This window comes from Nonomuraea sp. NPDC005730 (assembly GCF_040630865.1).
In the GTDB taxonomy this organism is placed as follows: Bacteria; Actinomycetota; Actinomycetes; order Streptosporangiales; family Streptosporangiaceae; genus Nonomuraea.
The window spans coordinates 178,790-204,003 of record NZ_JBEXYK010000006.1; the positions used below are offsets into that span (position 1 = coordinate 178,790).

A 25,214-nucleotide genomic window follows, 5' to 3' on the forward strand; every position below is an offset into this window, starting at 1 on the left:
CAGGGCCCGGGCATTCCCACCCGGCTACGACCCCGGTTGCGGAATATATCGGCACGTGTCAGAAAAAAGATAGGTATTGATTTCTTTCCGGCCGGTTTGTTAGGAAGTTCTCCGACGCGGGGCCGCTGGGTCATGCGCATTGTCAGGGGGCATTCATGTTTGTGCTCGGCATCAGCCAGGTCCACGACTCGGCGGCGGCCCTGGTGGCCGACGGGAAGATCGTGGCCTTCGCCGAGGAGGAGCGGTTCACCAGGGTCAAGCACGACGGCCGGTTTCCCGCGCAGGCCGTGCGCTACTGCCTGGAGGAGGCCGGCATCACGCTGGCCGACGTCGACCACGTCGCCTACTACTGGCAGGCGCCCCGTGAGACGTTGCACGCGCTCAGCCACTTCGCCCGGCACCTGCCCCACACCCTGGCCGTCTTCCGCAACGACGCCGGCGACTACGGCGACAAGGCCAGCGGCCTGCTGGAGACGCTGTCCGACCAGAAGGGCCAGGCCCACCCGGACGACTACAACGTGGGCGGCGCGCTGCTGCTGCACCTGCGCCGCGGGTTCACGCTGGAGAAGATCCTGCGCGAGTCGCAGAACTTCCGGGGCCGGACGAAGTTCAAGGTCCACCTGATGGACCACCACCGCGCCCACGCCGCCAGCGCCTTCTTCATCTCGCCGTACCAGGAGTCGGCGATCATCACCTGGGACGGCATCGGCAGCGACGGCACCTCCACCTACCTCGGGCTGGGCAAGGGCGGCCGGATCCACGACATCCGCCGGATCAAGTTCCCGCACTCGCTGGGCGCCATGTACGCCGGCGTCACCGGCTACCTCGGCTTCAACCCCACCCGGGACGAGGGCAAGGTCATGGGCCTGGCCGCGTACGGCACCGACCGCTACGTGGACGACTTCGCCGACCTGGTCCGCCTGGGCCCCGACGGCCACTTCGAGCTGGACCTGAGCTGGTTCCGGCACCACGCCACCGGCAAGCACCAGATGTCGTCCAAGTTCCTGGCGCGCTTCGGTCCGGCCAGGCCGCGCGAGCGCGCCATCCCCAACCAGCACTACGCCGACGTCGCGTACGCGCTGCAGGCCACGCTGGAGCGCACCGGCCTGCACGTGGCGCGCTGGCTGCAGGCCAAGACCGGGCAGACCCGCCTGGTCACCGCCGGCGGCGTCGCGCTGAACAGCGTCATGAACGGCCGCATCCTGCTGGAGACGCCGTTCGAGGACTTCTTCGCCCAGCCCGCCGCCGCCGACGACGGCTCGGCGCTGGGTGCGGCACTGCTGCTGGGCGTGGAGAAGTACGGCATGCGCCGCCCGCGCGACGAGGAGTACATCTTCCTCGGCCCGCAGTTCGGCGAGGCGGAGATGGAGCAGGCGCTCCAGGACGCCGGCCTCGACTACCGGCGCACCGACGACATCAACGACACGACGGCGCAGGCGCTGGCCGACGGCAAGATCGTCGGCTGGTTCCAGGGCCGCATGGAGTGCGGGCCGCGCGCGCTCGGCAACCGCTCGATCCTGGCCGACCCGCGCCGCGCCGACGCCAAGGACCGGCTCAACGAGAAGGTCAAGCACCGCGAGCCGTTCCGCCCCTTCGCGCCCTCCTGCCTGGCCGAGCACGCCGGCGAGTACTTCGCCAGCGGCTACCCCTCGCCCGTCATGCTGCTCGTGTTCGACGTGCTGGAGCACCAGCGGGACAAGGTGCCGGCGATCACGCACGAGGACGGCACCGCCCGCGTCCAGACGGTCTCGGCGGCCGACAACCCGCGCTACCACGCGATGATCTCCCGCTTCGCCGAGCTGACCGGCGTGCCCATGGTGGTCAACACCTCGTTCAACGACAACGAGGAGCCCATCGTGTGCACCCCTGAGGACGCCGTGCGCTGCTACCTCAAGACCGACATGGACGCCCTGGCCCTGGGACCGTTCTTCACGGAGAAGGTCGTTCGTTGAGGCGTTGGTTGTGGCTGGCGCCCGCCGTTCTGGGCGCCGGGGCGGCCAGCCTGATCATGGTGATCCTGCCGCCCGACCGTACTCTGGACAACCCGCTCGAAGCCCTGTGGAAGGTCAGCCCGCTGGTGTTCGCGGTGCTGGCCGTGGCCGGGTTCCCCCGGCGTCCGGGGCTGGGCATGGCGCTGATGTGCGCGCTGGTCGTCGGGTACATGGGCGTGCTCGACACGGTCAACGTGCTGCACATCTTCTCCTACGCCGAGTCCGCCGACCAGAAGGCCGCCTTCCCGGAGCTCTACCAGTTCATGCTCTTCATGAACTCCTTCACCGTGCTGGCCGTGCTGTTCGCCTACCGGCTGGGCGGGGCGCGCTCCGACCGCGTGCTGAAGGTCGGCATCGCCGGCGTCCTGATCGTGATCTCCGGGCTGAACGACCTGTCGATGTGGCTGCTCGGTGACTGGCCGCAGGGCCGGCCCGGCACGCTGACGTGGGCCTCCCACATCGCGGTGTTCGTCGGCGGGCCGCCCAGCGTCGCCGTGGCGGTGATCTTCTTCCTCGTCCACCTCGCCCTGGCCGGGGTCGTGCTGGCGCTGCCCGTGCGGCGGTGGCTCGACCGGCTCGTCCCCGCGGCCGCATGAACGCCGACTTGGTCGTCGTCGGCTCCGGCCTGTTCGGGCTGACCGTGGCCGAGCGGTGCGCGACCGAGCTGGGGCTGCGCGTGCTGGTGCTGGAGCGCAGGGACCACGTCGGCGGCAACTCCTACAGCGAGCGCGAGCCGCAGACCGGCATCGAGGTCCACCGGTACGGGTCGCACCTGTTCCACACGTCCAACGCGCGCGTGTGGGAGTACGCCCAGAGGTTCACGTCGTTCACGCCGTACGAGCACCGGGTCTACTCGGTACACAAGGGGCAGGTCTACCCCATGCCCATCAACCTGGGCACGATCTGCGCCTTCTTCGGCCGCCACCTCAGCCCCGACGAGGCCCGCGACCTGGTCGCCCGGCAGGCCGCCGAGGTGACCAGCGCCGGCAACCTGGAGGAGAAGGCGATCTCGCTGATCGGCCGGCCGCTGTACGAGGCGTTCATCCGGGGCTACACCGCCAAGCAGTGGCAGACGGCCCCGGCCGAGCTGCCCGCCGAGATCATCGGCCGGCTGCCGGTGCGGTACACCTTCGACGGGCGCTACTTCGACGACCTCTACCAGGGCCTGCCCACCGACGGGTACGCCGCCTGGCTGGAACGCATGGCCGACCATCCCAACATCGAGATCCGGCTCGGCGCCGACTTCTTCGACCTGCGGGAGAGCCTGGCCGGTGCGGTGCCCGTCGTCTACACCGGGCCGCTGGACCGCTACTTCGGCTACGCCGAGGGCGAGCTGGGCTGGCGGACGCTCGACTTCGAGACGTCCGTGCTGCCGACCGGCGACTTCCAGGGCACGTCGGTGATCAACTACGCCGACGAGGACCTGCCGTGGACGCGCGTCCACGAGTTCCGCCACCTGCATCCCGAACGCACCTGGTACCCGTCCGACGCCACGGTGATCATGCGCGAGTACTCGCGGTTCGCCGGCCGGGCCGACGAGCCGTACTACCCGATCAACACGCCGCAGGACCGTGCCCGGCTGCGCCGGTACCGCGACCTGACCAAGGGCGAGCGGGACGTGTGGTTCGGCGGGCGCCTGGGCACCTACCAGTACCTCGACATGCACATGGCCATCGCCGCCGCCCTCACCCTGTACGAGAACCGCCTGCGCCCCCGCTTCACCGCCCACGCCCCCGGGTAGGGCGCCCTCCGGCGGATCAGCGGCCGGACGGTTGTGCCGGACCGGGGGGCGGGCCACACTGCTGGCATGCAGGTAATCGTGCGCCTCGACAGCGAGACGCCGACCGCCCCCGCCCTCTCCGCCCTGGAGCGCCAGCTCCGCGGCGACAGCGCCTTCCGAGGCATGGAGATCAGGCCCCTGCCCGGCCCGCCCGAGCCCGGGGCGATGAACGGCACCGCCGACGCCCTCATGCTGGCGGTCTCGGCCGCGTCCGGCGGGCTGGGCGTCTCGATCGTCCAGGCCCTGGCCGGGTGGCTCAGGACGCGGCGCCACAGCTTCACGGTCAAGGTCAGCCATGGCGAGCGCACGCTGGAGCTGAGCGTGGAGGCGGCCAGGGACCCGGCGAAGGTGATGGAGGTGGCCCGGCAGCTGGCCGAGATGCTGGAGCCTCCCGCCCCATGAGCTCCTGGCCCGACCCGGCCGGCTGCCGGGCCGTCCTCGTCGGCACGACGACGTACACCGACCAGGTCATGTGGCCGGCCCTGCCGGCGGTGCGGGCCAACGTCACGGACCTGGCCGAGGTGCTCACCGGCCCGCGCTCGTGGGGCCTGCGCAGCGACCACTGCGCGCAGCTCATCGACCCGGCCAGCTCCGACCACGTCCTCGACCTCATCCACGACGCGGCGACCGAGGCCGCCGACACCGTCTTCGTCTACTACTCCGGGCACGGCGAGAAGACCGAGAACGACCTGCTGCTGCCGATCGCCACCACCCGGCCCGACCGGCTGCGGATCGGCGGCGTGCGGTTCTCGGTCATCCGGGAGATCATCCGCGAGCGCCGCGCGCCCCGCGCCGTGGTCGTGCTCGACTGCTGCTACAGCGGCATGGCGCACGGGATGAGCGGGCCGGCCCTGCGCGGGCTGATCGACACGACCAGCGCGTACGTCCTGACCTCCTCGGCCAGGGACACCCTGTCGCTCGCGCCGCCCGGCGAGCGCCACACCGCCTTCACCGGCGAGCTGCTCAAGATCCTCCAGGACGGCGTCCCCGCCGGGCCCGCCGAGCTGTCCATCGGGGACGTCACCCGCGCGCTGCGCTACCGGCTGCTCGACCGGCGGCTGCCGCTGCCCGAGTACAGCCAGGCCGGCGCGGCGGACGAGCTGCCGCTCGTGCGGAACAGGCCGGAGCCGCCCCGGACGCCGCCCCGGACGCCGCCCCGGGCCGCCCCCGCCCCGCCGCCGGGGATCCGCCTGGCCGGGGCCGCCCGCCGGACGGGCCGGGCGGTCGGCATCTGCTTCGGCGCGGCCAACTCCGTCATCACCGTCGTCGAGGACGGCGAGCCCGTCGTCATCCCCGGCCCCGAGGGCGCGCGGGCCACGCCGTCCGTGGTGACCTTCGCCAAGGACGGCGAGGTCGTCATCGGGCAGGTGGCCAAGCGGCAGACCGTCACCGACCCGGAACGGACCGTGCGCTCGATCGTCCTGGAGCTGGGCACCGACTGGTCGGTGGCCATCGACGGCTCAAGGTACTCCGCGCCCCGGGTCGGCGCGCTCGTGCTGGGCCGGCTGAAGCAGGACGCCGAGGCGTACCTGGGCGAGCGGGTCACCGACGCGGTGATCACCGTCCCGGCCTACTTCGACGACGCCGGGCGCCAGGCCGTCACCGAGGCCGGCACGCTGGCCGGGCTCAACGTGCTGCGCCTGATCAACGAGCCGACCGCGGCGGTGCTGGCGTACGGGCTCGACGCAGAGGAGAACCGCTCGGTCCTGGTCTTCGACCTCGGCGGGCGCACCTACGACGTGTCCGTGCTGCACATCGGGGACGGCTACGTCGAGGTGCTGGCCACCCACGGCGACAACCGGCTCGGCGGCGACGACTGGGACCAGCGGATCGTGGACGAGCTGGCCAGACGGTTCAGGGAGACCCACGGCGTCGACCTGACCGGCGACAGGATGGCGCTCCAGCGGCTGCGCGAGGCCGCGGAGCGGGTGAAGATCGAGCTGAGCGCCACGCAGAAGGCGCACGTCAACCTGCCCTACCTCACCGCGGGCCGGCAGGGCCCGCTGCACCTGGACGCGACGGTGACCCGGCGGGAGTTCCAGAGCCTGACCGCCGACCTGCTCGTCCGGCTGCGGGGGCCGTTCCGGGGGGCGCTCCAGGACTCCGGGCTCAAGGTGACCGACCTCGCGCACGTGGTGCTGGCCGGCGGCGCGAGCCGGATGCCCGCCGTGACGGCGCTGGTCACCGAGCTGTCCGGCGGCATGACCCCGCTCATGGGGCTGAGCCCCGAGGAGGTCGCCTCCATCGGCGCGGCGCGGCAGGCGAGCGTGCTCAAGGCCGACCTGACCCCGGTGACGCTCGGCCTGCGGGGCAAGGGCGGCGTGCTGCGGAAGGTCATCGAGCGCGACAGCCCGGTCCCGGTCGAGCGGACGGTCACCTTCACCACGACCGCCGACGACCAGTCGTCCCTGCGGGTCGAGGTCTACGAGGGCGAGCAGGCCACGGCCGCGCTCAACGCGGTGCTGGGGACGTACATGGTGGGCGGCATCCCCGCCGGCCGGCGCGGGGAGCCGCGGATCGAGGTGACGTTCGGCGTGGACGCCCGCCTGACCTTCACCGTCACGGCCCGGGAGGCGGCGACCGGCATCCCCCTCCCGGTGACCCGCCACCCCGGCTGACCGACCGGCCCGCGCCCTGAGGGAGCGGGCCGGTCGCCGGTTCTTCAGGAGGTGGCCTGCCAGGAGGTGCGGACGAGGGCGCGTTCGGTGGCGGCCAGGTGGGTCGCCGCCGCGAGCCAGGCCCGTGCGTACCCGTCCGGTTCGGCTTCGGCCGGCCTGCCGAACACGTCACGTTCACGCCGGTCGGCCTCGTCGGCGAGCGCGACGGCCAGGTCGGCGGCCGTGCGGAACCCGGCGCGGCGCAGGGACGCGGCCTGCCCGCGGGCGTCGCCGCCGCGCGCGGACTCGGCGACCGCCCTGCGTCCGCCGGAGACGGCCAGCTCGACCAGCCGGCGCACCCGCCAGAGCGGCGCGCCGTCCAGCGGGTCCACCTCGGCGTACGCGTCCTGGCCGGGCGGGGGGCAGGCGTCGGCGGGCGGCAGGTGCGAGCCCTGGAGGCGGTCGTAGCCGAGGTCGGCCCGTCCCTGCCACTCGGCGGGCAGCCTCAGCGTCGCCTCCTCCCCCGCGACCGGCCCCGCGGCGAGCGGGACGAGCGTCGCCGCCCGGCCTGGCTCGACCCTGGCCACCACGCGCACCCGCAGGCCGGGCCGCGAGGCGAGCCGTCGCAGGTTCTCGACGTACCCGAGATCGGGATGACGGTTCGCCGGAACCAGCCGAACCACCGGCCCCTCACCGCCGGCCGCCTCCCCCGCGCCCGCTGTCTCGGCCGCATCCCCGGCTTGCGCCGGTTGCGGCGGGCCGGTGGGCGGGAGGTGGCGGGCCAGGACGTGGTCGCCCGCCGCGCCGACGATCACCAGGTCGCAGCCGACCGGCTCCCGTACCTGCTCGGCCGACTCCTCCTCGCTCCACGCCCCCGCCGACAGCCGGGCCCCCACCGCTTCGGACAGCGGCTGGGTGAACAATGCGCCGAGCGGCCCGTCCGTCCAGGCCAGGCCGGTGACCGGGGTGGCCCGGACGCCCTTGCCGGCGCCGAGGCGGCCGTCCGGGGAGACGGTGGCCCCGGCGATCAGCAGTCCGCCGCGGGCCAGTTGCGCGTGGCTCATCATGGCCGCCCCGATGGCGACGGTCGCGGTGGCCGCGCCACGGGCACGGGCGGGGCCGCCGGGCTTGACGTCGGCCACCGAGAACCAGCGTCCGTCGTCGGTGACGAGGTGGGTGACCACCCCGCCGTAGCCGGTGCTGCTGATCACGGGCTCGCGGAAGACGCCGTACACCTTCAGGCCGCCGTTCGGACGGTAGCCGCGCCGTACGGTGCCGACCAGCGCCGGGTCGGGATCGGCCGCGGCCAGCCGGCCCACGGTGAGCAGCAGCTCCCGCAGGGCGGAGACCAGGTCGGCGAGGCGGTGGCCGTCGTACCGGGCACGGGCGGCGCGCAGCCCGCGCACCACCCGCAGCGTGGCGGCCTCGGCCTTGGACAGCCCGGCCAGGCGGGCGGTGTGGGCGGCTCTGAGCAGCTCAGCCTGCGGCACCGCGCCGGCGCCCGGCACACCCGCCGACAGCACGGCGGCCGCCGCCCGCCACAACCCCGCGGCCGCCGCCACCTGCGCCGCCCCCGGCACCACCGCGGCCGGAACGACCGCCTCCCCCGAGCCCCGACCAGATCCGGCATCCACCTGCCCGGCCCCTGAGCCCGGCCCGGACCCGGCACCCGCCTGGTCGGCGTCCGATCTCCGGTCGGGTTCTGCGGTTGCCGGGGCTGGATGTCCGTCGGCGGAGGGCGTGTCCGGTTGGCCGGGGGGTGACGAGGGCGTCTCTGTCTCGTCGTCCGGGGGCAGGGTGTCGGCCGGGTCGGCCAGAGGGCAGGCGGTGAGGAGGGCGGCGCGGTGGAGGCAGCGGGGCGCGAGGAGGCAGGAGCAGCGGGCCTGCCCCTCCTCCGCGATCACCCCCGACGGCCCCGGCGACAGCGTGACCACCGCGTCCGCGCCGCAGGTGACCACCACGTCGGTGCCGTCGGCCACCCGGTCGAGGGCGGCGTACTGGCCGACGGCCGCGTCCAGCTTCTTGCGCAACCTGCTGGTCAGGCCGTCGACGGCGGCGGCCACCACGTGCGGCGCGGCGGGCGGGAGCGTTGCAGAGGTGTTCACCGGACTTCTCCCCGGAGGCGGTCCCCCACCCAGCGGGCGAGGGCGAGCGGGCTGAGCGCGGCGACCGGCATGCCGGCCGCGACGAGCTGCTGGGCGATGGGCAGCGAGTAACGGGGCACGCCCTGGTCGTCGAGCGCCGCGCAGCCCATCAGGTGGACTCCGGACCCGGCCAGCGAGCGCACCTCCGCGAGCAGGCCGCCCACCGGGTAGCCCTCCTCGAAGTCGCTGACGACGACCACGAGCGTACGGCTCGGCACGGTGACCAGCGTCCGGGCGTGCGCGAGCCCGGCGGCGATGTGCGTGCCGCCGCCGACCCGCACTTCGAGCAGCAGCGACAGCGGGTCCTCCACCCGGTCGGTCAGGTCGATCACCTGGGTGGAGAAGGTCAGGAAGTGCGTCGAGAGCGTCGGCACGCCCGCGAGGACGGCGGCGGTCAGCGCGGACCACACGACCGAGGCCTCCATCGACCCCGACACGTCGACCACGAGGATCAGCCGCCAGTCGGCCTCCTTCCTGGCCCGCGTGCTGAACACCGGCCGTTCCGGCACCACCACGAGCCGCCCGTCGTCGAGGCGGCGGGTGTGGGCCAGGTTGGCGCGCAGCGTGCGCGGCAGGTCGAGCCGGCCGCCGGGCCTTCTGGTCGGGCGCGGGTTGGCCAGGCCGGTCAGCGCGGGTCTCAGCCGGGTCGCCAGCTCGCGGGTCAGCTCGGCGACCAGGCGGCGGACGAGCGGCCTGAGCTTGGCGACCTGCTGCTCGGGCAGCCCGCCGGCCAGGGACAGCACGGACGTCAGCAGCTCGACGGACGGCCGCACGGCGGCGGGGTCCAGCTCGGCGAGCACGTCGTGCCGTCCGGCGTCGGCGGCCCTGGCCAGCACTTCCTCGCGTACGTCGCCGCCGAACAGGGACTCCAGCTCGTCGGCCCATTCGCGGGCCGTGGGGAACGGGTCGCCCTGGCCTCCGGTGTCGCCCTGCTGCTCGAAGTCGTCGGCGCCCTCGCCGCGGCCGGCGCCGTAGAGCTCGTCCAGGGCGCGGGCGTACGGGCGGGCGCCGGCGGGCAGCCGTTCGCGCTCCCGTCCGAGCAGCAGCCGCCACCGGTCGGCGGGGCCGATCCGCGGCCCGCCCTCCGCCCGCCGCGCGGACACCGGCGGGACCGGTCCGTCATACGAGGCCGGACCAGAGGCCGGGGCGTCGTGCGGGGCCGGGGCGTCGTGCGGGGTGAGGAGGCCGAGGGTGCGCAGGGCGGTCAGGCCGGCCAGGTCGGCGGCGGTCCAGGCGGCCAGCAGGTCGGGCGGCGCGTCCAGCGTCAGGTCCGGACGGTCCCCGAGCCGCTCGGACACCGCCGCCAGCAGCCGGCCGCGCGCCGCCGGGGCGAGCGTGTCGAACCCTCCGCGCAGGGCGGGCAGCCGGTCGAGGAACTCCTTGTCCGCCAGCTCGTCCACCCGGTCCATCAGCGGGCCGAGCGCGGCGGGCGCCGCCTGGAGCAGCGGTCCGGCGGCCGTGAGCACGCCGGTCAGCAGCAGGCTCAGCCGGCGGCGGCCGTCCGGGGTGGTGGCGGTGTCGATCCAGCCGGCCGCCCGCGCGCCCAGGAGCTCGGGACCGTCCAGGTCGAGCAGCAGGCGGGCGGCCAGCGCGGCCCCCTGGACGAGCGGCGCCCCGGTGCTCGCGAGCGCGCCCAGCGCGTCGTCCAGCCGCAGGCCCAGCCGGTCCTCCCCGGCCCGCGTGGCGAGCGCGACCAGCGCGACCGCGTCCTCGGGCCGGTCACTGCCCGCGAGTCCGGGCAACGACCGGACCGCGGCCTCCAGCAGCGTGGCGGCCAGCTCGCCCGCCTGCTCGCGGCCCTGCGGCGTGGTGCCGGGAAGGTGCTCGCGGCGCAGCGCCTCCAGCAGGTCGAGGGCGTCGAGCAGCTCGGGGAGGGTGGCCGTGGCGGGCAGCGTGCCGGCGGCGTCGGCCAGCCGCTGCCCGACCAGCTCCGGCAGGTCGCAGCGGGCGGCGGCGCGCAGCCCGTCGAGGATGGTGCGGCAGGTGGGCCCGCCGTCCGCGGACTCGCGCCGGTAGGTCTCCCGCAGCGTGCCCGCCGCCGCCTGGGCCGCGGTCACGCCGCGGACGCCGGCCAGGTCCAGCAGCGCGGGGACGGCGGGCGTCCAGGACAGGCGCCATTTGGTGCTGAGCGCGGTGGCGTCGCCGGTGCCCGCGACCTGGATCGGCTCGCCGTAGCCGACGCCGCAGACGTGCAGCCGCCGCAGCAGCACCTCCCGGCGCGCGTCCAGGTCGGAGCGGAGCGGGTCGAGGCGTACCTCGCGCGGCTCGGGGTCGTCCGGGCAGGGCAGCCTGAGCGCGGCCAGCTCCTCCTCGACGGCGGGGCCGAGCCCCGACCGGGGCGTGCCGGGGGCGGTGCGGCCCCTGGCCGTCCCGACGAACACCGTGTCGAGCGCCTTGGCCAGCGCGCGGCCGCGGCCCAGGGGTTCGCCCTGGCCGAGGACGGTCGTCACCGCCTCCAGCAGCTCGCCACGGCCGGGGGCGGGCAGGCCGCGCAGGCGGGCGAGGTCGCACGCCAGGCGCAGCGTCTCGACGGCCTCGCCGGTGCCCGCCGTGTGCCCGGCGGCCCGCAGTTCCCTGCACAGGTCGGTGATCGCGCGGGCGGCGCCGTCCCTGACCCGGTCCGGTACGCCGTCCGCCTCGAACACCGCCTGCTGCCAGCGTGGGTCGCGGATCCCGGCCGGGTAGCCGGACCGGGAGTCGAGCAGGTCGAAGGCGTAGGGCACCAGCGAGGTGACGGCCTGCGACCCGGCGGGGGCGGAGGGGGTCGCGGAGGCGCTGGGGGCGGCGGCGGGCCCGGGGGGCTCGCCGGCGACGAGCAGGGCGGGGGCGTGGAAGGCGCCCACGACCGCGGCGACCCGGCGTCCACCGGCCGCGGCGGCGGACACGACGCGCCGCATGTGCGCCTCCCGTGCCAGGTCCCTGGCCTGGACGCCGCCACCCGCCGCCGCGTCGCGCCGCAGCGCCCAGCCGACGCCGAGCGCGGCCCGGCGGACGGACTCCGGCTCGCAGCCCGGTGCCAGGACCTCGACGGCCCGGTCCCACATGTCGTCGCCCGCCCGCCCGGTGCCCGAGGCGGCCAGCGCGTCGGCGAAGCGGGGCGCGCCGTCTGCCTCGGCCTCGGGCCCGGCGGCCAGCCGGCCCTGGTCCGACAGCGGGAGGTCGCAGCACAGCACCTCCACGCCGCGCTTGACCGCCCACCGGATCGCCACCAGCTCGGGGGAGAAGTCGGCGAACGGGTAGAAGCCGAGCCCGTCCGCGCCGTTCCCGGCCAGGGCGACCGGGGCGACGGTGGCCGGGTCGGCCAGGTGGGGCAGCCACTGCTGGAAGTCGGCGGGCAGCTCGACGCACACCGTCTCCGGGCCGGCCGCCTCCAGCAGCTCGGGCAGCACCACGGCCAGGGCCGGGCTGTGGTGCCGCACCCCCACCAGATACGGCCGGGTCGCGGCGGCCAGCCCGGCCACCGCCACCCGCGGATCGGCCGGGTCGGCCGGGTCGATCGGGCCCGGCGTGTGGAGGATCAACGGAGGTTCTCCCGCAGGTCCCAGAGGCGGCGCCACATGGCCGAGCCGTCCTCGGCGCGCCGCCGCACCGGCCCGTCCCAGTAGCCGAGCAGCCGTCCGTGGTCGGCGGGGTCGTCCTTGCGCACGACGCCCAGCAGGTGGCCCGGCACCAGGTCGAGGACGTCGCCGCCCGGCAGGTACGCGGCCGCGACGCCGAGCGAGGCCGCCACCTGCACCGCCTCGGCGGTGGACATCACGGTGCCCGGCCGCTCCACGTCCCAGCCCTCGCCGGACCGTCCGGTACGCAGGTCGCGGAAGACCGTGACCAGCGCCTCCAGCACCGCGTCGTCCACGGCGAACCCGGCGCCGGCGCGCTGGACGACCGCCGTGGCCTGCCGCCGCACCAGGGACGTCTCGGCCGCGGCGTCGGAGATGGGATCGACGGTCTCGAAGTTGAAGCGCCGCTTGAGCGCGGCCGACATCTCCGACACGCCGCGGTCGCGGAGGTTGGCCGTGGCGATCACCGTGAACCCGGGGACGGCGGCCACCTGCGCGTCGCCGGTGCCGGCCAGCTCGGGGACGCTGACCCGCCGGTCGGACAGGATGGACACCAGCGCGTCCTGCACCTCGGGCAGGCAGCGGGTGATCTCCTCGACCCTGGCCACCCGCCCCGATCGCATGGCGGTCAGCACCGGGGAGTCCACCAGCGCGCCCCGGCTCGGCCCCTGGGCCAGCAGCAGCGCGTAGTTCCAGCCGTAGCGGAAGGCGTCCTCGGTGGTACCGGCGGTGCCCTGGACGGTGAGCGCGCTGGTGCCGCAGACCGCCGCGGCCAGCAGTTCCGACAACATCGACTTGGCCGTGCCGGGCTCGCCGACCAGCAGCAGGCCGCGCTCGCCGGCGAGCGTCACGACGCAGCGCTCGACCAGCGCGCGTTCGCCGACGAACTTGGCCGCCACCTTGAGCCTGGACGGCAGGCCGTCGCGGGCGGGCAGGGAGAGCGTCTCCTCGCCGCTGCCGCAGATGAAGGTCACGACGGCGCGCGGCGTCAGCAGCCAGCCGGGCGGGCGGGGGCCGTCGTCGTGGGCGGCGAGGAAGGCCAGTTCGGTGGCGTACCGCTGCTCGGCGGAGACCACCTGCGTGGCGGGGGTCGCCTCGTCGGTGAGGGTCATGGGGTTTCGTGTCCTTCGTGTGGTGATGACAGGGTCAGCGGCGGCGGCCGCGTTTGACGTCGAGCTGCTCGAACCGGGGCACGTCGCCGTCCTGGACGCGCCGCCAGGCCCTGGCGTACAGGTCGGCCGCGGGCTCGCCGGGCACGAGGAGGCCGCCGAGGCCCGCGTTCGGCTGGAACAGGGGGAGCTTCCACTGCTCCAGCGGGAGCCGCGGCGTGCGCTCCTCCGACCAGCCGCCGGTCAGGAACAACGAGCGTCCCGCGCGGGCGCGCACGGCCTGGACGACCAGGTCGGTGCGGGCAAGCTCGGCCCGCGCCGCCTTGAGCCGGGCCGGCTTCCAGCCGGTCCACCGGGCGGTGTTGCGGTCGGTGGGGTCGGGCATGGCCAGCAACATCAGGTAGACGGCGGCGGCGTCCTCGCCGAGCCCGTGCGCCTTGGCGACGTCCACCACCAGGTCGGGCACCGAGCGGGTGGGGTCCTGCGGCCACCAGGTGCCGTCGGCGTCCCGGCCGCCCTGGGCGGGGTCGCCGGGGTCGGCCAGCAGCGCCGCGAAGCGCGGGTCGAGGGCGGTGCGCAGCGCGGACACGGCGGGGAACGAGCCGTTGAGCCCGATCAGGGCCCGCAGGTAGGGGTCCTCGCCGGCCGCGTCGAGCAGGTGGGGGCGGATGGCGGGCGAGGGCTGGCTGTCGTAGGTGGCCATGACGACGGCGCCGTACCGCTCGTAGCCGTCGCCGATTTCGGTCGGCGTGCCCGCGACCTTCTTGAACGCGGGCAGGCCGACGTACTCGTCGAGGTCGATCAGCAACCCGGGGTGGGCGAGCCGGTCGCGGACCGCCGACAGCGCGGCGGGCAGGCCGGCGCGCAGCGGATGCCCGGCCGGCAGCCGGTGGGCCAGCCAGGCGGCCGTGGTGACGGCCGTGACCAGGGACCGCCCGCCGAACCCGGTGCCCTGGCCGACGGGGTGGACGCGGTCGCCGCGCACCTCCCACTCCAGGTCCACGCTCAGCTCGGGAGCGGCGGCGGGGTCGAGCATCGTGCGCAGGGCGTGCGCCGGGTCCCCCTCGACGGTGCGCAGCGTGCGGGCGGCCTCGCCGAGCAGCCATTCGGGCAGCGCGAGCCGCTGCCCGACGTGCTCGTTCCAGACCCGCGCGGCGGCGGCCGCGTCGGGGCCGTCGGTCCACAGGCGGGCCGGGTCGGCGGGCAGCAGCGCCGCGGTGACGGCCTGCCGCACGCCGGGGCCGAGGGCGCGCAGCTCGTCCTTCGCGACGGCGGCCTCGGCCACCTTGACGCCGATCGTCGCGCGGGCCTCCTTGTCGAGGAAGGTCCGCTCGTAGGTGTCCACCTGCGGGAACCCGGCCACGACCAGCCGCGCGGCGGTCCGGGAGACCCCGGTGAGCCGGGCGAACTCCTCGGCGGCGGCGTCGTGCCAGGGGGCCGGGCCGCGCGCGGCCAGTTCGGTGAGGAACGCCGTGAGCCAGCCCGCCTCCCGGTCCCCGCCGACGGGCGAGGAGTCGCGGGCCGTGTAGGGCGCGGGCACCTCGAACGCCCCGGCGGGGTCGTGGCACAGCGCCGTCCATTCGAGCCCGTCGACGTCCGTCTCCAGCAGGTCGAGGAAGGCGACGAACGCGCCGCCGCCCAGCGGCAGCACGCCCGAGAGCGAGCCCTCCGCCGGGGCGCCGTCCGCGCCTGTCAGGTGCTCGCGCCTGAGCGTCACCGTCATGCGGCGCCAGCGGGACGAGCCGGCCGCGACCGGCAGGCCGCCGTCGCGCAGCTCGCCCAGCAGCACGCCCAGCGCGTCCCGGTGCTCGGCCGGGGTGGTGGGCGCCGCGCACCGGTACGCCACCGCGGCGCAGTGGTCGAGCAGGCGCTCCCAGCGCAGGCCGGAGGCCGGCAGTCCGGGCAGGCGGAGGTGGTTGGCCACCTGCGGACGGTCCTGCCCGGCGGTCACGGCCCGGCCCACCGCGCGGATCTGCTGGAAGGCGGCGTCGGCGTTGTGACGGTGGTAGCCGCGGCCGTCGCCGATGCCGTTGATGGCCTCGTCCAGCAGCAGGTCGGTGGGACCGGACGGGCCCCGCTCCGCGGCCGGGTCGCCGGCCAGCGCGCGGTTGAGGTTGGCCACGACGGCGCGCACCGCGTCCTGCTGGGTGGCGGCGAAGCCGACGATCCCGGCCACGCCCTGCACCAGTGCCTCGTGGGTGATGCCCGGCAGCAGCGCGCGGACGGCCGCCGCCAGGTCGGCGCCGTTTGGCGCGGCCGCTTCGAGCAGGGCCGCGGCGGTCTCGCGGTCCGCGCGGCGCAGCGCCGCCGAGCCATCGAGGTCGCGCGGGCGCAGGCAGTACCAGTAGCGCTCGGGCGGCAGGATGGGCGTGCCCGCGCCGAAGGCGCCCGGCTTGAAGTCGGTCCGGTACTCGGCCAGGACGACGCCGTCACCGTCCACGAGGCTGATCCGGTAGCTGGTGCGCACGACGGCGCAGGCCCGCTCGGTGCCCGGGAACGTCAGCACCCGCACCGGCACGCCGGCGTCCGGCGGCAGCGTCACCGAGATCCCGGACAGGTCCTCCGCGCGGTGGGAGCCGTCGGGCAGCCTGACCACGCGCAGGCCGTACAGGCCGTTCACGGGGGCGCCGACCGGAGTGGGCTCGTCGGAGGGTGCGGGCAGCAGCCAGCCCTCGGCGGGCCGGACGTACGGGGTGTCGGCGAGGAAGCCGGGCAGCGACTTCCTGCCGACGCCGCCGCCGGCGGGGTCGAACTCGTACCAGCCGCTGTCGTGCTCCGACCAGCTCCACGTCCAGAACGACGTGCCGTCGGTGAGCAGGTGCCGCTCGTCGGGGACGGCCGTGTCACCGGCGTGCAGCACGCCGTACCCGGTGGTCCGGCCGCCGCCGGGCACGGCCAGGCTGACCGGGTCGTCGCCCTGGTAGTAGTCCAGCCGCGTGCCCCGGCTCCGGTCCTTCCCGTCCAGGTCGCGCACCCGGTCGGCGGAGGTGTGCCAGTAGCCGCGCAGGCCGTTGGCGCGGTCGCGGGAGTCCCAGTAGACGAGCAGCTCGCCGTCCACGTAGTGGAAGCCGGGATCGCTCCAGGTGTCGTCCCTGGGGACGCGCAGGTCGTGGGTGAGCAGGACGCCGTCGGCCGAGAGCACCCGGGCCTGCGCGGTGCCCGCGACGACCAGGTTGGGCCAGGCGTCGCAGACGACGAGGTCGTCGATGTCCTTCTCCGGCACGAGCTGGGTGGCGGCCTGCTCGAAGGCGGGCCAGCCCAGCTCGTCGATGATGCCGGACCGCAGGGCGCGGGCCAGCACCCCGGCCACGTCGGCGTCGGTCACCGCCCGGCGCACCTCGCCCTCGGCCAGGGCCAGGGCCTCGCCGGGCAACCAGGACAGGCGGCGCAGGGCGTCGGGCAGGTTGGGCAGGCCGGCGGCGGCCGAACGGCGGGCGACCAGGCGTACCCACTCGGCCAGCAGCGGACGCCCGCCCGGGGAGGCGGCCAGGGCCCGGACGGTCGCCCTGCCCTCGTCGTCGGCGTCGAGGTGGTCGGCGCCGCGCCGGAAGGCGGTGTGGAAGCGGCCGTCGGCGGCCAGGGCGAGCAGGTCGCGCCGGTCGTCGTGCCCCGCCCAGTGCGCCAGCCGCAGCCGGGCGCCGTCGCCGGGGTCGGCCACGGGGATGCCGCGGGCCAGCAGCAGGTCGATCAGGTCGGCGTCGTCGTCGACCGCGATCGTCGCGCCGGTCGCGGCCAGCTCGGCGCGCAGCCGGTCGGCCATGCGCTCGATCAGGGCGTGCAGCGCGGGCAGGTGCGGCGCGACGCCCCAGGCCCGTTGCCGCGCGGCGAGGAACCTGCGCAGCCAGCCGGCGGCGCCGTCGGCCGAGCGCTCCGCCTCGGGCACGTCGGTGTGCAGGCCGGCGGTCGCGCCCGCGCTCTCCAGGATCTCGAGCCAGATGCCCGGCAGCTCCCGGTCGTGGCTGTCGGGGATGACGTTCAGCAGCGTGCCCCGCAGCTCGGGCCGCTGCCTGGCCAGCGCCGCGACGGCCGGGGCGTGGGACTTCCACCAGCCGGTCGGGGCCTGCATGGCGGCCGGCAGCGCCAGCACCTCGGCCAGGTAGTCCTGCTCGGCCGCCTCGGCGTCCACGCCGGCGGCCCTGGCGAGCCTGCGGATGTCGGCGGCCATCTGCGCCGAGGGGGCCAGGCCGCCGGCGGTCCTGCGTACGCACAGCCGCGCGTACCTGGTCAGCGCCTCCCCGGCGGGCAGGCGGGCGGTCAGCTCCTTGGCGTACCCGGACAGCACCTTGACCGGCAGCGCCCCGGCCAGCGCGAACTCCAGGAACACCGCGTCGAGCCGGTCGTCGTCCACGGCGAGGCCGTGCTGGGCCTCGGCCCGGCGGGCGGCGGAGAAGAGCTGCCCGGCGTACTGGGCGTTGTCGGCCGCGGCGAACACGCGGGCGGCCTGCTCGTAGAAGGTCGGCAGGAAGTGCGGGACGGACGCGGCGAGCTGCCCGGCCAGGCGCTGGTAGGCGTCGAGCGCCATCTTGGGCTTGGTCCTGGCCTGCCGGGCGACGCGCTCCAGCTCCGGCACGACGGCCAGGGCGTGGTGCCCGTCCCGCGGGTGGTGGACCAGCACCCATTCGGGGAAGCCGAGCGAGCGCCGCAGGCCCAGGCCGACCACCGCGGACTCGCCCTCGGGCACCAGGCCGAGGAAGCCGCCCACCGCGTCCTCGGCGGCGCTCAGCTCCTCGGTGACCAGGCGCACGATCACCCGGTCGTCGAGGCCGGGGTGCCGGTAGGCGCGGGCGACCAGCGGCACGGCCCGCTCCCCCGCGCCCTCGGTGCCGGCCGGCAGCACCGCGCCGGCGTCGAGCAGCTCCCGCGCCTCGGCGTTCTCCGAGATGTTGCCGGTCATGCGCTCTTCCCCTCTTCGACCTGCCGACCGGCGTGCAGCGCGGCGGCCATCCTCATGCCTTCCGACCAGGCGACCGGGCCGACCTCGCGCAGCGTGAGCGTCCGGCCGTCCTGGTCGCGCCAGGTGAGATCGCCCGTGGACGTCTCGCTGTCCCAGTAGGGCTCGCCGATCCAGACGGCGGCCTCGGTGAGCCGGCCGGCGTCGCGCACCTGGCAGGTGGCGAAGCCGCCGGAGACGCGGTAGCCGAGCTGGGTGGCGCGGGCCGCCACGCCGAACCTGGAGGCGTACGTGCCGCCCGCGAAGTCCTTCACCTGGCGCACCCCTTCGCCCTGGTCGGCGGGCTTGCGCCAGATGGCCCGGTGGATCTGCTCGACCTTCTGCGTGATGCCCAGCTCGGCGGCGAACTCGCGCAGGTCGTCGAGGTCGGGCAGGAGCACCGGGTGCGGCAGCGTCACCGTGCGCGGGGCGAGCCTGACGGTCTCGCCGTCGAGGTTGACCATGCGCAGCTCGCCGGAGGTGGTCGCGTCGCGCAGGAAGCCCACCTCGTCGGGCTCGTCGCCGACGACCGCCACGTCACGCAGCGCCGTCCGCCACGCCTCGTCCGGCCACACCCGGGCGATCAGCTCGGTCGGCACCGGCAGCGAGGACACCATCCAGGCGTCCACGTGCGCCACGCAGGACGCGGCGTGCCGGTCGAGCCATTCGGCGAAGCGGCGCAGCCGGTCCGCCTCGGGGTGCTCGCGCACCGCCTTCGGCAGCGTCTTCAGCTGCCGCCCGGCCGAGCGGCCGGACGTGGCCCTGGCCGTGACCCGGCCTTCTATCAGGGCGACCTCGTACGCGTCGCCCGCCGCCAGCCAACCCAATTGCCGCCGCCTCTCGTCGTGCAGCCATGGCATGAAGCCATGCCGTCAAGCCATGGGAATGTGTCGCGGCGCGGATCTCCCGCCGCCACGTTGCGCGGAACGTTATCGGCGATCACTGACAAATGCCTACCGACTGCTCGACGGCCCGGTTACGGCGCCGGGTCTCCTCGGCGAGCGGGGCCGTCCGGGAGGGGCGTGATTTCCGTCCGTACCGCCTAAAGACCGTCCGTACCGCCTAAAGAGCAGGGCAGGATCGCCGCGCGCAGGCTACGGGCGCGGACGGCGGGGGTAGGCCAGTCCGGGCCGGGCGCGCCGACCGGGGAGCGGGCGCGCGGCTCGCTCGACGGGGGGATGGCCGGTGAAAGTCGTCGTCGATCTGACGCGTTGCCAGGGGTACGGGCAGTGTGCCTTCCTCGCGCCCGACGTCTTCACCATGCGCGAGGAGTCCCTCCTGTACGACCTCGACCCCGGCGACGAGCGGCGCGAGCACGTGCTGCGCGCGGCGGCGGCCTGCCCCGTCCAGGCCATCCACCTCGACTGGACGGCCACCCGGCTCACGCCCGAGCCGCCCGGCCCGCCGGCGCGCGGGATGACCGACGGGCGCATCGTCATCGTCGGCGCGTCCCTGGCCGGGGCGCGGGCCGCCGGCGTGCTCAGGCGGGAGGGCTTCACCGGATCGCTGACGGTGATCGGCGACGAGCCCGCCGAGCCGTACGACCGGCCGCCGCTGTCCAAGCAGGTGCTCATGGGGCAGGTGGCGCCCGACCACGTCATGCTGCCCCACCTGCGCGAGGTCGAGGCCGAATGGTTGTGGGGCACCCGGGCGACCGGCCTGGACGTGGCCGGCAAGCGCGTCCTGCTGGCCGACGGCCGGGAGGTCGGCTTCGACCGGGTGCTGCTGGCCACCGGCACCCGCGCCCGGCCCTGGCCGCACGAGGAGGAGGCCCGGTTGGAGGGCGTCCACACGCTGCGCTCGATGCGGGACGCCGCCGGGCTGCGGGAGGCGCTGGCCGCCCGCCCCAACCGGGTGCTCATCCTGGGCGCCGGGTTCACCGGCAGCGAGATCGCCTCGGTCTGCCGCGAGCTGGACCTGCCCGTGACGGTCGTCGAACGCGGCCCGGCCCCGCTCGTCAACGCCCTCGGCGGCGTGATCGGCGACGTCGCCGCCCGGCTCCACCGCGAGCACGGCGTGGACCTGCGGTGCGGCACCACGGTCACCTCGCTGGAGGGCGACGGGCACGGGCGGCTGCGCGGCGCCCGTCTGTCGGACGGCAGCACCGTCGAGGCCGAGGTCGCCGTCGTAGCGCTCGGCTCGGTGCGCAACGTCGAATGGCTGCTCGACTCGGGGCTGGCCGCCGGCGTGTGGGGCGTGGCCTGCGACGCCGGCTGCCGCGCCGTGGACACCAACGGCCTGGTGACCGACGACGTCTTCGTCGCCGGCGACATCGCCCGCTTCCCGCACCCGCTGTACCAGTACCAGTTCATGACGCTGGAGCACTGGGGGAACGCCGTCACCCAGGCCGAGATCGCGGCCCACAACATGGTCAGCGACCAGACCCACCGCTGGCCGCACCTGTCGGTGCCGGTGTTCTGGTCCAGCCAGTTCGGGGTCAACATCAAGTCGGTGGGCGTGCCCACCTTCGCCGACGAGCTCGTCGTCACCCAGGGCTCGACGGACGAGGGCCGCTTCGTCGCCGTCTACGGCTACAAGGGCCGGATCACCGCCGCGGTCACCTTCGACCAGGGCATGTGGCTGGAGTTCTACCAGCGGCTGATCGAGCGGGCCACGCCCTTCCCGCCCGCCTTCCGGCACATGGACATGCGGGGGGAGGCGCGGCCCGTACCGGCCCGGGTGCCCGAGCGGCTGGTCGCGGCCGAGGGGGCGACGGTCGTGGTGACCGGCCACGACCCGGCCGAGCGGCGCGCCTCGCTGCTGCACGCGCCGCAGAGCTGACCCGGGAAGAACCCAGACAGGAGTGCAGGACATGACCTCGGACGCCGCCTTCCAGCGCATCCTCGACCCGGCCGGCCGCGCCGACCCCTACCCGTTCCTCGGGGAGCTGCGCCGCAACCCGGTGACGCGGCTGGCGGACGGCTCGTACGTCGTCAGCACGTACCGGGAGATCGTCGAGCTGCTGCACGACCCGCGGCTCAGCTCCGACCGGCGCAACCTGGCGAACGCGCCGGAGGAGCCCGAGCACGCGCCCGCCTTCATCAGGCTCGACCCGCCGGAGCACGACCGGCTGCGCCGCCTGACCATGCGCCACTTCGGCCCGCCGCACTCGCCGGACGTGGTGGACGGGCTGCGCCCGATGATGCTGGCCACCACCACCGAGCTGATCGACGCCCTGGCCGGCAAGAACCGGGCCGACGTCGTGGACGAGGTCGCCTACCCGCTGCCGATCGCCGTCATCTGCCGGCTGCTCGGCGTGCCGGCCGAGGACGAGCAGCAGTTCCACGCCTGGGCGGACCAGATCGTCGAGACGCTCGGGCCGGGCGAGGAGGACCGCGCCGAGCGGGCCCGCGAGCGCCAGGCGGTGTCGCAGAACCTGGAACGCTACCTCGCCGGGCTGGCCGAGGCGCGGCGGCGGGAGCCGGGCGACGACATGTTGTCCGGGTTCGTCACCTACGAGGGCCCGGACGGCCGCATGACGCCGGAGGAGGTCGTCGCCACGTCCCTGCTGCTGCTCATCGCCGGGCACGAGACCACGATCAACCTCATCGCCAATGGCATGCTCACCGTGCTGCGCGACCCCATCCTGCTGGAACGCCTGCGCGCCGACCCCGACCTCGTCATCACCACGGTCGAGGAGCTGCTGCGCTTCGAGCCGCCCGTGCAGCTCGTCTCCTCCCGGGTCACCCTCGACGACGTGGTCGTCGGCGACGTGACCATCCCGGCCGGCTCGCCCGTGGTGCTGGCGCTGGCGGCGGGCAGCCGCGACCCGGCCCACGTGCGCGAGCCCGACCGGTTCGACCCGTGCCGCCGGCCCAACGAGCACCTGGGGTTCGGCGGCGGCGTCCACTACTGCTTCGGCGCGCCGCTGGCCCGGTTGGAGGCGCAGGTCGTGCTGAGTGAGCTGGTGCGCCGGGTGCGCAATCCGCGGCTGGTCGCCGACCCGCCGCCGTACCGCCCCAGCCCGGTGCTCCGCGGCCCCCGCCACCTCCTGATCGACTACGACGCCATCACCCCCGCCTGACCCCGCCCGCGGCGACCCCTCCAAGACGGGAGCCAAGGACCGCCGTCACCTCTCCCCCACACCCTGGGACCGGGAGCACAGGGGCCGCCGTCGCCTCCTCCCGTCCCTCGGTCCGAACGTGCCGCGGGGCTGTGACGTTGATCTGTGACTTCGTGTGCAGTTGAATGAGCGGGTGCGTGCTGGGCGGGTGGTGTCTCCTGTTCTGGTTGGGCGGGAGAAGGAGCTCGCCCGGCTCGTCGCGCTGGTCGCCGAGGCGCCCGCCGTGGCCGTCGTCGAGGGCGAGGCCGGCATCGGCAAGTCCAGGCTGACGGCCGAGTTGCTCGGCGGTCCCGCGGTGGCGGGCCTGCGGGTGCTGAGCGGGGCCTGTGTGCAGATCAGGGAGCCGTTCCCGCTGGGGCCCGTCGTCGAGGCGTTACGCGGGCGGGCGTCCGAGCTGGCCGGGGCGGCGCTGTCGCCGGTCGCGGGAGCGCTGCGCGAGCTGCTGCCCGAGCTGGCCGGGGTGCTGCCGGAGACGCCGCCGCCGCTCGACGACCGGGCGGCCGAGCGGCACCGGGTCTTCCGCGGGCTCGCCGAGGTGCTGACCGCGCTCGGCCCCGCCGTCCTGGCGGTGGAGGACCTCCACTGGGCCGACGGGCAGACGGTGGAGTTCCTGACGTACCTGATGTCGGTGTTGCCCGGCACGTTGCGGGTGGTGCTGACGTACCGGAGCGAGGAGGCGTCCGGGGCGGTACGGGCGATCACGGCCCGCGCCCCCGACACGATCACGGCCGAGCACCTGGTGCTGCCGCCGCTCGACGCCGCCCAGACCCGGGTGATGGCCTCGGCGATCCTCGGCGCCGAGGAGGTGACGGCCGAGTTCGCCGAGCACCTGTGCGGGCGGGCCTCCGGCCTGCCGCTGGCCGTGCAGGAGCTGCTGGCGCTGCTGCGCGACCGCGGCACGCTGATCCGGTGGGAGGGCGGCTGGGCGCGGCGGGCGCTGGAGGAGCTCGACGTGCCGAGCGGCGTGCGCGCCTCGGTGCAGGAACGGGTGGCCCGGCTCTCCCCCGGCGCCAAGGAGGTGGCCGAGCGCGCCGCCGTGCTGCAGCTCCCGGTGCCCGTCGCCCTGCTGTCGGGCCCCGACGTCGGGGCGATCGACGAGGTGCTCGGCTCCGGGCTGTTCGCCGACACCGGCGGCCTGGTCGGGTTCCGGCACGTGCTGGCGGCGCAGGCGGTCTACGAGGCGATCCCGCTCGGCCGCCGGCAGGCCCTGCACGCCGCCGCCGCCGACACCGTACGCGAGCTGCGCCCGGTGCCGCTGGGCCGCCTGGCCCACCACCTGCGCCAGGCCGGCCGGGCCGGGCAGTGGGTGCAGGCCGCGATCGAGGCGGCCGAGCAGGCGTCCCGGCTGGGCGACGACGCCGAGGCCGCCCGCCTGCTGGAGGACGTCCTGCGCGGCACCGACCTGCCCGCCGCCCGGCGGGCCGAGCTGACGGTGAAGCTGGGCTGGGCCGCGCTGGAGCTGCTGCGCCCGCCGCCGGTCGCCGACCTGGTCACCGGCGCGCTGGAGCAGGACGTGCCGCCACCGTTCCGCGGCCACCTGCGCCTGCTGCTCGCGCTGCACCTGGAGCGCACCCGCACCGACGGCGCCCGCATCGGCGAGGCCTTCGCGCGGGCCGCCGACGACCTGGCCGGCGAGCCGGGCCTGGCGGCGTGGGCCATGGCCGGGGTCGGCCGCCCGCCCAGCGGCCTGCCGCCGGAGGAGAGCAGGTCGTGGCTGGAGCGGGCGCTCGCGACCCTGCCCGCGGTCGCCGACCCGGCCATGCGGATGCTGGTGCTCGGCAAGATCGCAATGATCTTCGTGGTGATGGGCGACCCGCGCTGGGCCGTGCTCGCCGACGACCTGCTGCGGGAGACCGGCGGGCGGCGGCTGCTGCGCCGCGAGGTCAACGCCTACCGCTCCATCGGGGGCGCGGCCCTGTTCAGCGGGCACCACCGGCGGGGCCGCCGGCTGCTGACCGCGGCGGTCGAGGACGGCGCCGAGCCCGACCTGCGCGAACGGCTGGAACTGCGCTGCCTGGTGAACCTGGCCGCGGCCGACTACTTCGAGGGCTCCTGGCAGGGGCTGCCGGCCAGGCTCCAGGAGCTGCGCGACCACTTCGGCGACGAGCCGCACGAGCGCATCCTCGTCGACATCGTGACCGCCTGCCTGGCCGCGGTGCAGGGCCGTCAGGAGGCCGCGCTGCCGTCGCTGCTCGACGCCGCCGCCGAGGCCCGTACCCGGGGGCAGTACGACGACCTGGTGCTGCCGCTGGCGATGTCGCTCCGGTTGAGCGCCGCGCGGGGCGAGCCGGAGCCGGCGATCGAGGCGGCCGTCGAGGCGGGCCGCCACTGGGAGGCGAGCGAGTTGTGGCCCGTGGCGGTCCGCGCGCTGCCCGCGCTGACCGAGGCGCTGCTCGTGGCGGGCCGTCCTGAGCAGGCCGCCGACGTCGTCGCGCGGCACGCCGCCCGGCTGGCCGGGCGCGACGCGCCGCTGGCCGGGCCCGCCCTCGCGCAGGCCCGTGGCCTGCTGGCGGCCGCCGGTGAGCAGTGGGCGCGGGCCGCGGCCGAGTTCACCGCCGCCGCCGACGACTTCGAGACGGTCCCGGCGCGGTACGAGGCCGCGCAGGCGAGCGAGCAGGCCGCCGCCTGCCTGTTCGCCCTCGACGACCCCGAGGCCGCCGCCCGGCTCGGCCGGGCCGTCACGGTGTACGCCGACCTCGGGGCGCGCTGGGACCTCGACCGCGCGACCGGGCTGGGCCGCAGGTGGGGCGTCCGCCCGGTGGCGCAGAGCGCGCCCCCGCAGGCGGGGAACGACCACGCCCTGTCGGCCCGGCAGGAGCAGGTGGCCCGGCTGGCGGCCGAGGGGCTGACCAACCAGGAGATCGCCAGGGAGCTGTTCCTGTCGCCGAAGACGGTGGACAAGCACGTGAGCGCGGCCATGCGCAAGGTGGGGGCGCGGTCGCGGACGGAGCTGGCCCGTCACCTCCTCCCCAGCGACTGACTCACAAAATGGGGATTTTTCCCCATGGGGCACCCCATACCCCACCCCATACGTCTGCCGCGA

At 75.5% G+C, this 25,214-nt stretch carries 13 protein-coding genes; 8 read left to right on the plus strand and 5 right to left on the minus strand.

Annotation, left to right across the window (positions count from 1 at the left end; all coding sequences use genetic code 11):
* Positions 1-155: 155 nt before the first annotated feature.
* The 5 genes from ABZ444_RS11830 (at position 156) to ABZ444_RS11850 (ending at position 6,389) form a co-directional block, all read left to right on the plus strand.
* Positions 156-1,952: a carbamoyltransferase C-terminal domain-containing protein gene (locus ABZ444_RS11830; RefSeq protein WP_357994919.1), complete on the plus strand. Its 1,797-nt coding sequence runs from the start codon at positions 156-158 to the stop codon at positions 1,950-1,952.
* Complete coding sequence (locus ABZ444_RS11835) at positions 1,949-2,587, plus strand: hypothetical protein (protein ID WP_357994920.1); 639 nt, start codon at positions 1,949-1,951, stop codon at positions 2,585-2,587. Before ABZ444_RS11830 ends, ABZ444_RS11835 begins: the two co-directional genes overlap by 4 nt.
* Positions 2,584-3,732 carry a UDP-galactopyranose mutase gene (glf, locus tag ABZ444_RS11840; protein ID WP_357994921.1) on the plus strand — a complete coding sequence of 383 codons (1,149 nt, stop codon included), beginning with the start codon at positions 2,584-2,586 and terminating at the stop codon, positions 3,730-3,732. Before ABZ444_RS11835 ends, glf begins: the two co-directional genes overlap by 4 nt.
* Before the next feature lie 66 nt (positions 3,733-3,798).
* Positions 3,799-4,173, plus strand: coding sequence for a hypothetical protein (locus ABZ444_RS11845; protein ID WP_357994922.1), 375 nt, complete (start codon positions 3,799-3,801; stop codon positions 4,171-4,173).
* Complete coding sequence (locus ABZ444_RS11850) at positions 4,170-6,389, plus strand: Hsp70 family protein (RefSeq protein ID WP_357994923.1); 2,220 nt, start codon at positions 4,170-4,172, stop codon at positions 6,387-6,389. The genes ABZ444_RS11845 and ABZ444_RS11850 overlap by 4 nt, the downstream gene beginning before the upstream one ends.
* Positions 6,390-6,433: 44 nt before the next feature.
* Here ABZ444_RS11850 and ABZ444_RS11855 read toward each other — a convergent pair whose 3' ends face one another.
* Genes ABZ444_RS11855 through ABZ444_RS11875 form a run of 5 tightly spaced genes read right to left on the minus strand, consistent with a single transcriptional unit; the run spans position 6,434 to position 18,968 of the window.
* Positions 6,434-8,473, minus strand: coding sequence for a hypothetical protein (locus ABZ444_RS11855; RefSeq protein ID WP_357994924.1), 2,040 nt, complete (start codon positions 8,471-8,473; stop codon positions 6,434-6,436).
* Positions 8,470-12,033 (minus strand): DUF5682 family protein, encoded by a 3,564-nt coding sequence (locus tag ABZ444_RS11860; protein WP_357994925.1) that lies wholly within the window; start codon positions 12,031-12,033, stop codon positions 8,470-8,472. Before ABZ444_RS11860 ends, ABZ444_RS11855 begins: the two co-directional genes overlap by 4 nt.
* Positions 12,030-13,181, minus strand: coding sequence for an AAA family ATPase (locus tag ABZ444_RS11865; RefSeq protein ID WP_357994926.1), 1,152 nt, complete (start codon positions 13,179-13,181; stop codon positions 12,030-12,032). The genes ABZ444_RS11860 and ABZ444_RS11865 overlap by 4 nt, the downstream gene beginning before the upstream one ends.
* Before the next feature lie 34 nt (positions 13,182-13,215).
* Entirely contained in the window at positions 13,216-18,072 is a 4,857-nt protein-coding gene (locus ABZ444_RS11870) for a DNA-binding protein (protein ID WP_357994927.1), read from the minus strand.
* Positions 18,069-18,968 (minus strand): DUF4132 domain-containing protein, encoded by a 900-nt coding sequence (locus tag ABZ444_RS11875; RefSeq protein WP_357994928.1) that lies wholly within the window; start codon positions 18,966-18,968, stop codon positions 18,069-18,071. The genes ABZ444_RS11870 and ABZ444_RS11875 overlap by 4 nt, the downstream gene beginning before the upstream one ends.
* Positions 18,969-19,293: 325 nt before the next feature.
* Between ABZ444_RS11875 and ABZ444_RS11880 the strand changes: the two genes are divergently transcribed.
* The 3 genes from ABZ444_RS11880 (at position 19,294) to ABZ444_RS11890 (ending at position 25,151) form a co-directional block, all read left to right on the plus strand.
* Positions 19,294-20,889, plus strand: coding sequence for an FAD-dependent oxidoreductase (locus ABZ444_RS11880; protein WP_357994929.1), 1,596 nt, complete (start codon positions 19,294-19,296; stop codon positions 20,887-20,889).
* 31 nt (positions 20,890-20,920) lie between these two features.
* Positions 20,921-22,132 (plus strand): cytochrome P450, encoded by a 1,212-nt coding sequence (locus ABZ444_RS11885; protein WP_357994930.1) that lies wholly within the window; start codon positions 20,921-20,923, stop codon positions 22,130-22,132.
* A 190-nt stretch (positions 22,133-22,322) separates the two neighbouring features.
* A complete protein-coding gene (locus ABZ444_RS11890; RefSeq protein WP_357994931.1) occupies positions 22,323-25,151 on the plus strand; it encodes an AAA family ATPase in 2,829 nt (942 codons plus the stop codon).
* The last annotated feature ends 63 nt before the right edge of the window (positions 25,152-25,214 follow it).

Excerpts from the sequence above, each read along its gene's own strand:
- ABZ444_RS11830 (WP_357994919.1), top strand. The coding sequence starts at position 156 with ATGTTTGTGCTCGGCATCAGCCAGGTCCACGACTCGGCGGCGGCCCTG.
- ABZ444_RS11885 (WP_357994930.1), top strand. The coding sequence starts at position 20,921 with ATGACCTCGGACGCCGCCTTCCAGCGCATCCTCGACCCGGCCGGCCGC.
- ABZ444_RS11875 (WP_357994928.1), bottom strand. The coding sequence starts at position 18,968 with ATGCCATGGCTGCACGACGAGAGGCGGCGGCAATTGGGTTGGCTGGCG.
- glf (WP_357994921.1), top strand. The coding sequence starts at position 2,584 with ATGAACGCCGACTTGGTCGTCGTCGGCTCCGGCCTGTTCGGGCTGACC.
- ABZ444_RS11850 (WP_357994923.1), top strand. The coding sequence starts at position 4,170 with ATGAGCTCCTGGCCCGACCCGGCCGGCTGCCGGGCCGTCCTCGTCGGC.
- ABZ444_RS11870 (WP_357994927.1), bottom strand. The coding sequence starts at position 18,072 with ATGACCGGCAACATCTCGGAGAACGCCGAGGCGCGGGAGCTGCTCGAC.
- ABZ444_RS11845 (WP_357994922.1), top strand. The coding sequence starts at position 3,799 with ATGCAGGTAATCGTGCGCCTCGACAGCGAGACGCCGACCGCCCCCGCC.
- ABZ444_RS11865 (WP_357994926.1), bottom strand. The coding sequence starts at position 13,181 with ATGACCCTCACCGACGAGGCGACCCCCGCCACGCAGGTGGTCTCCGCC.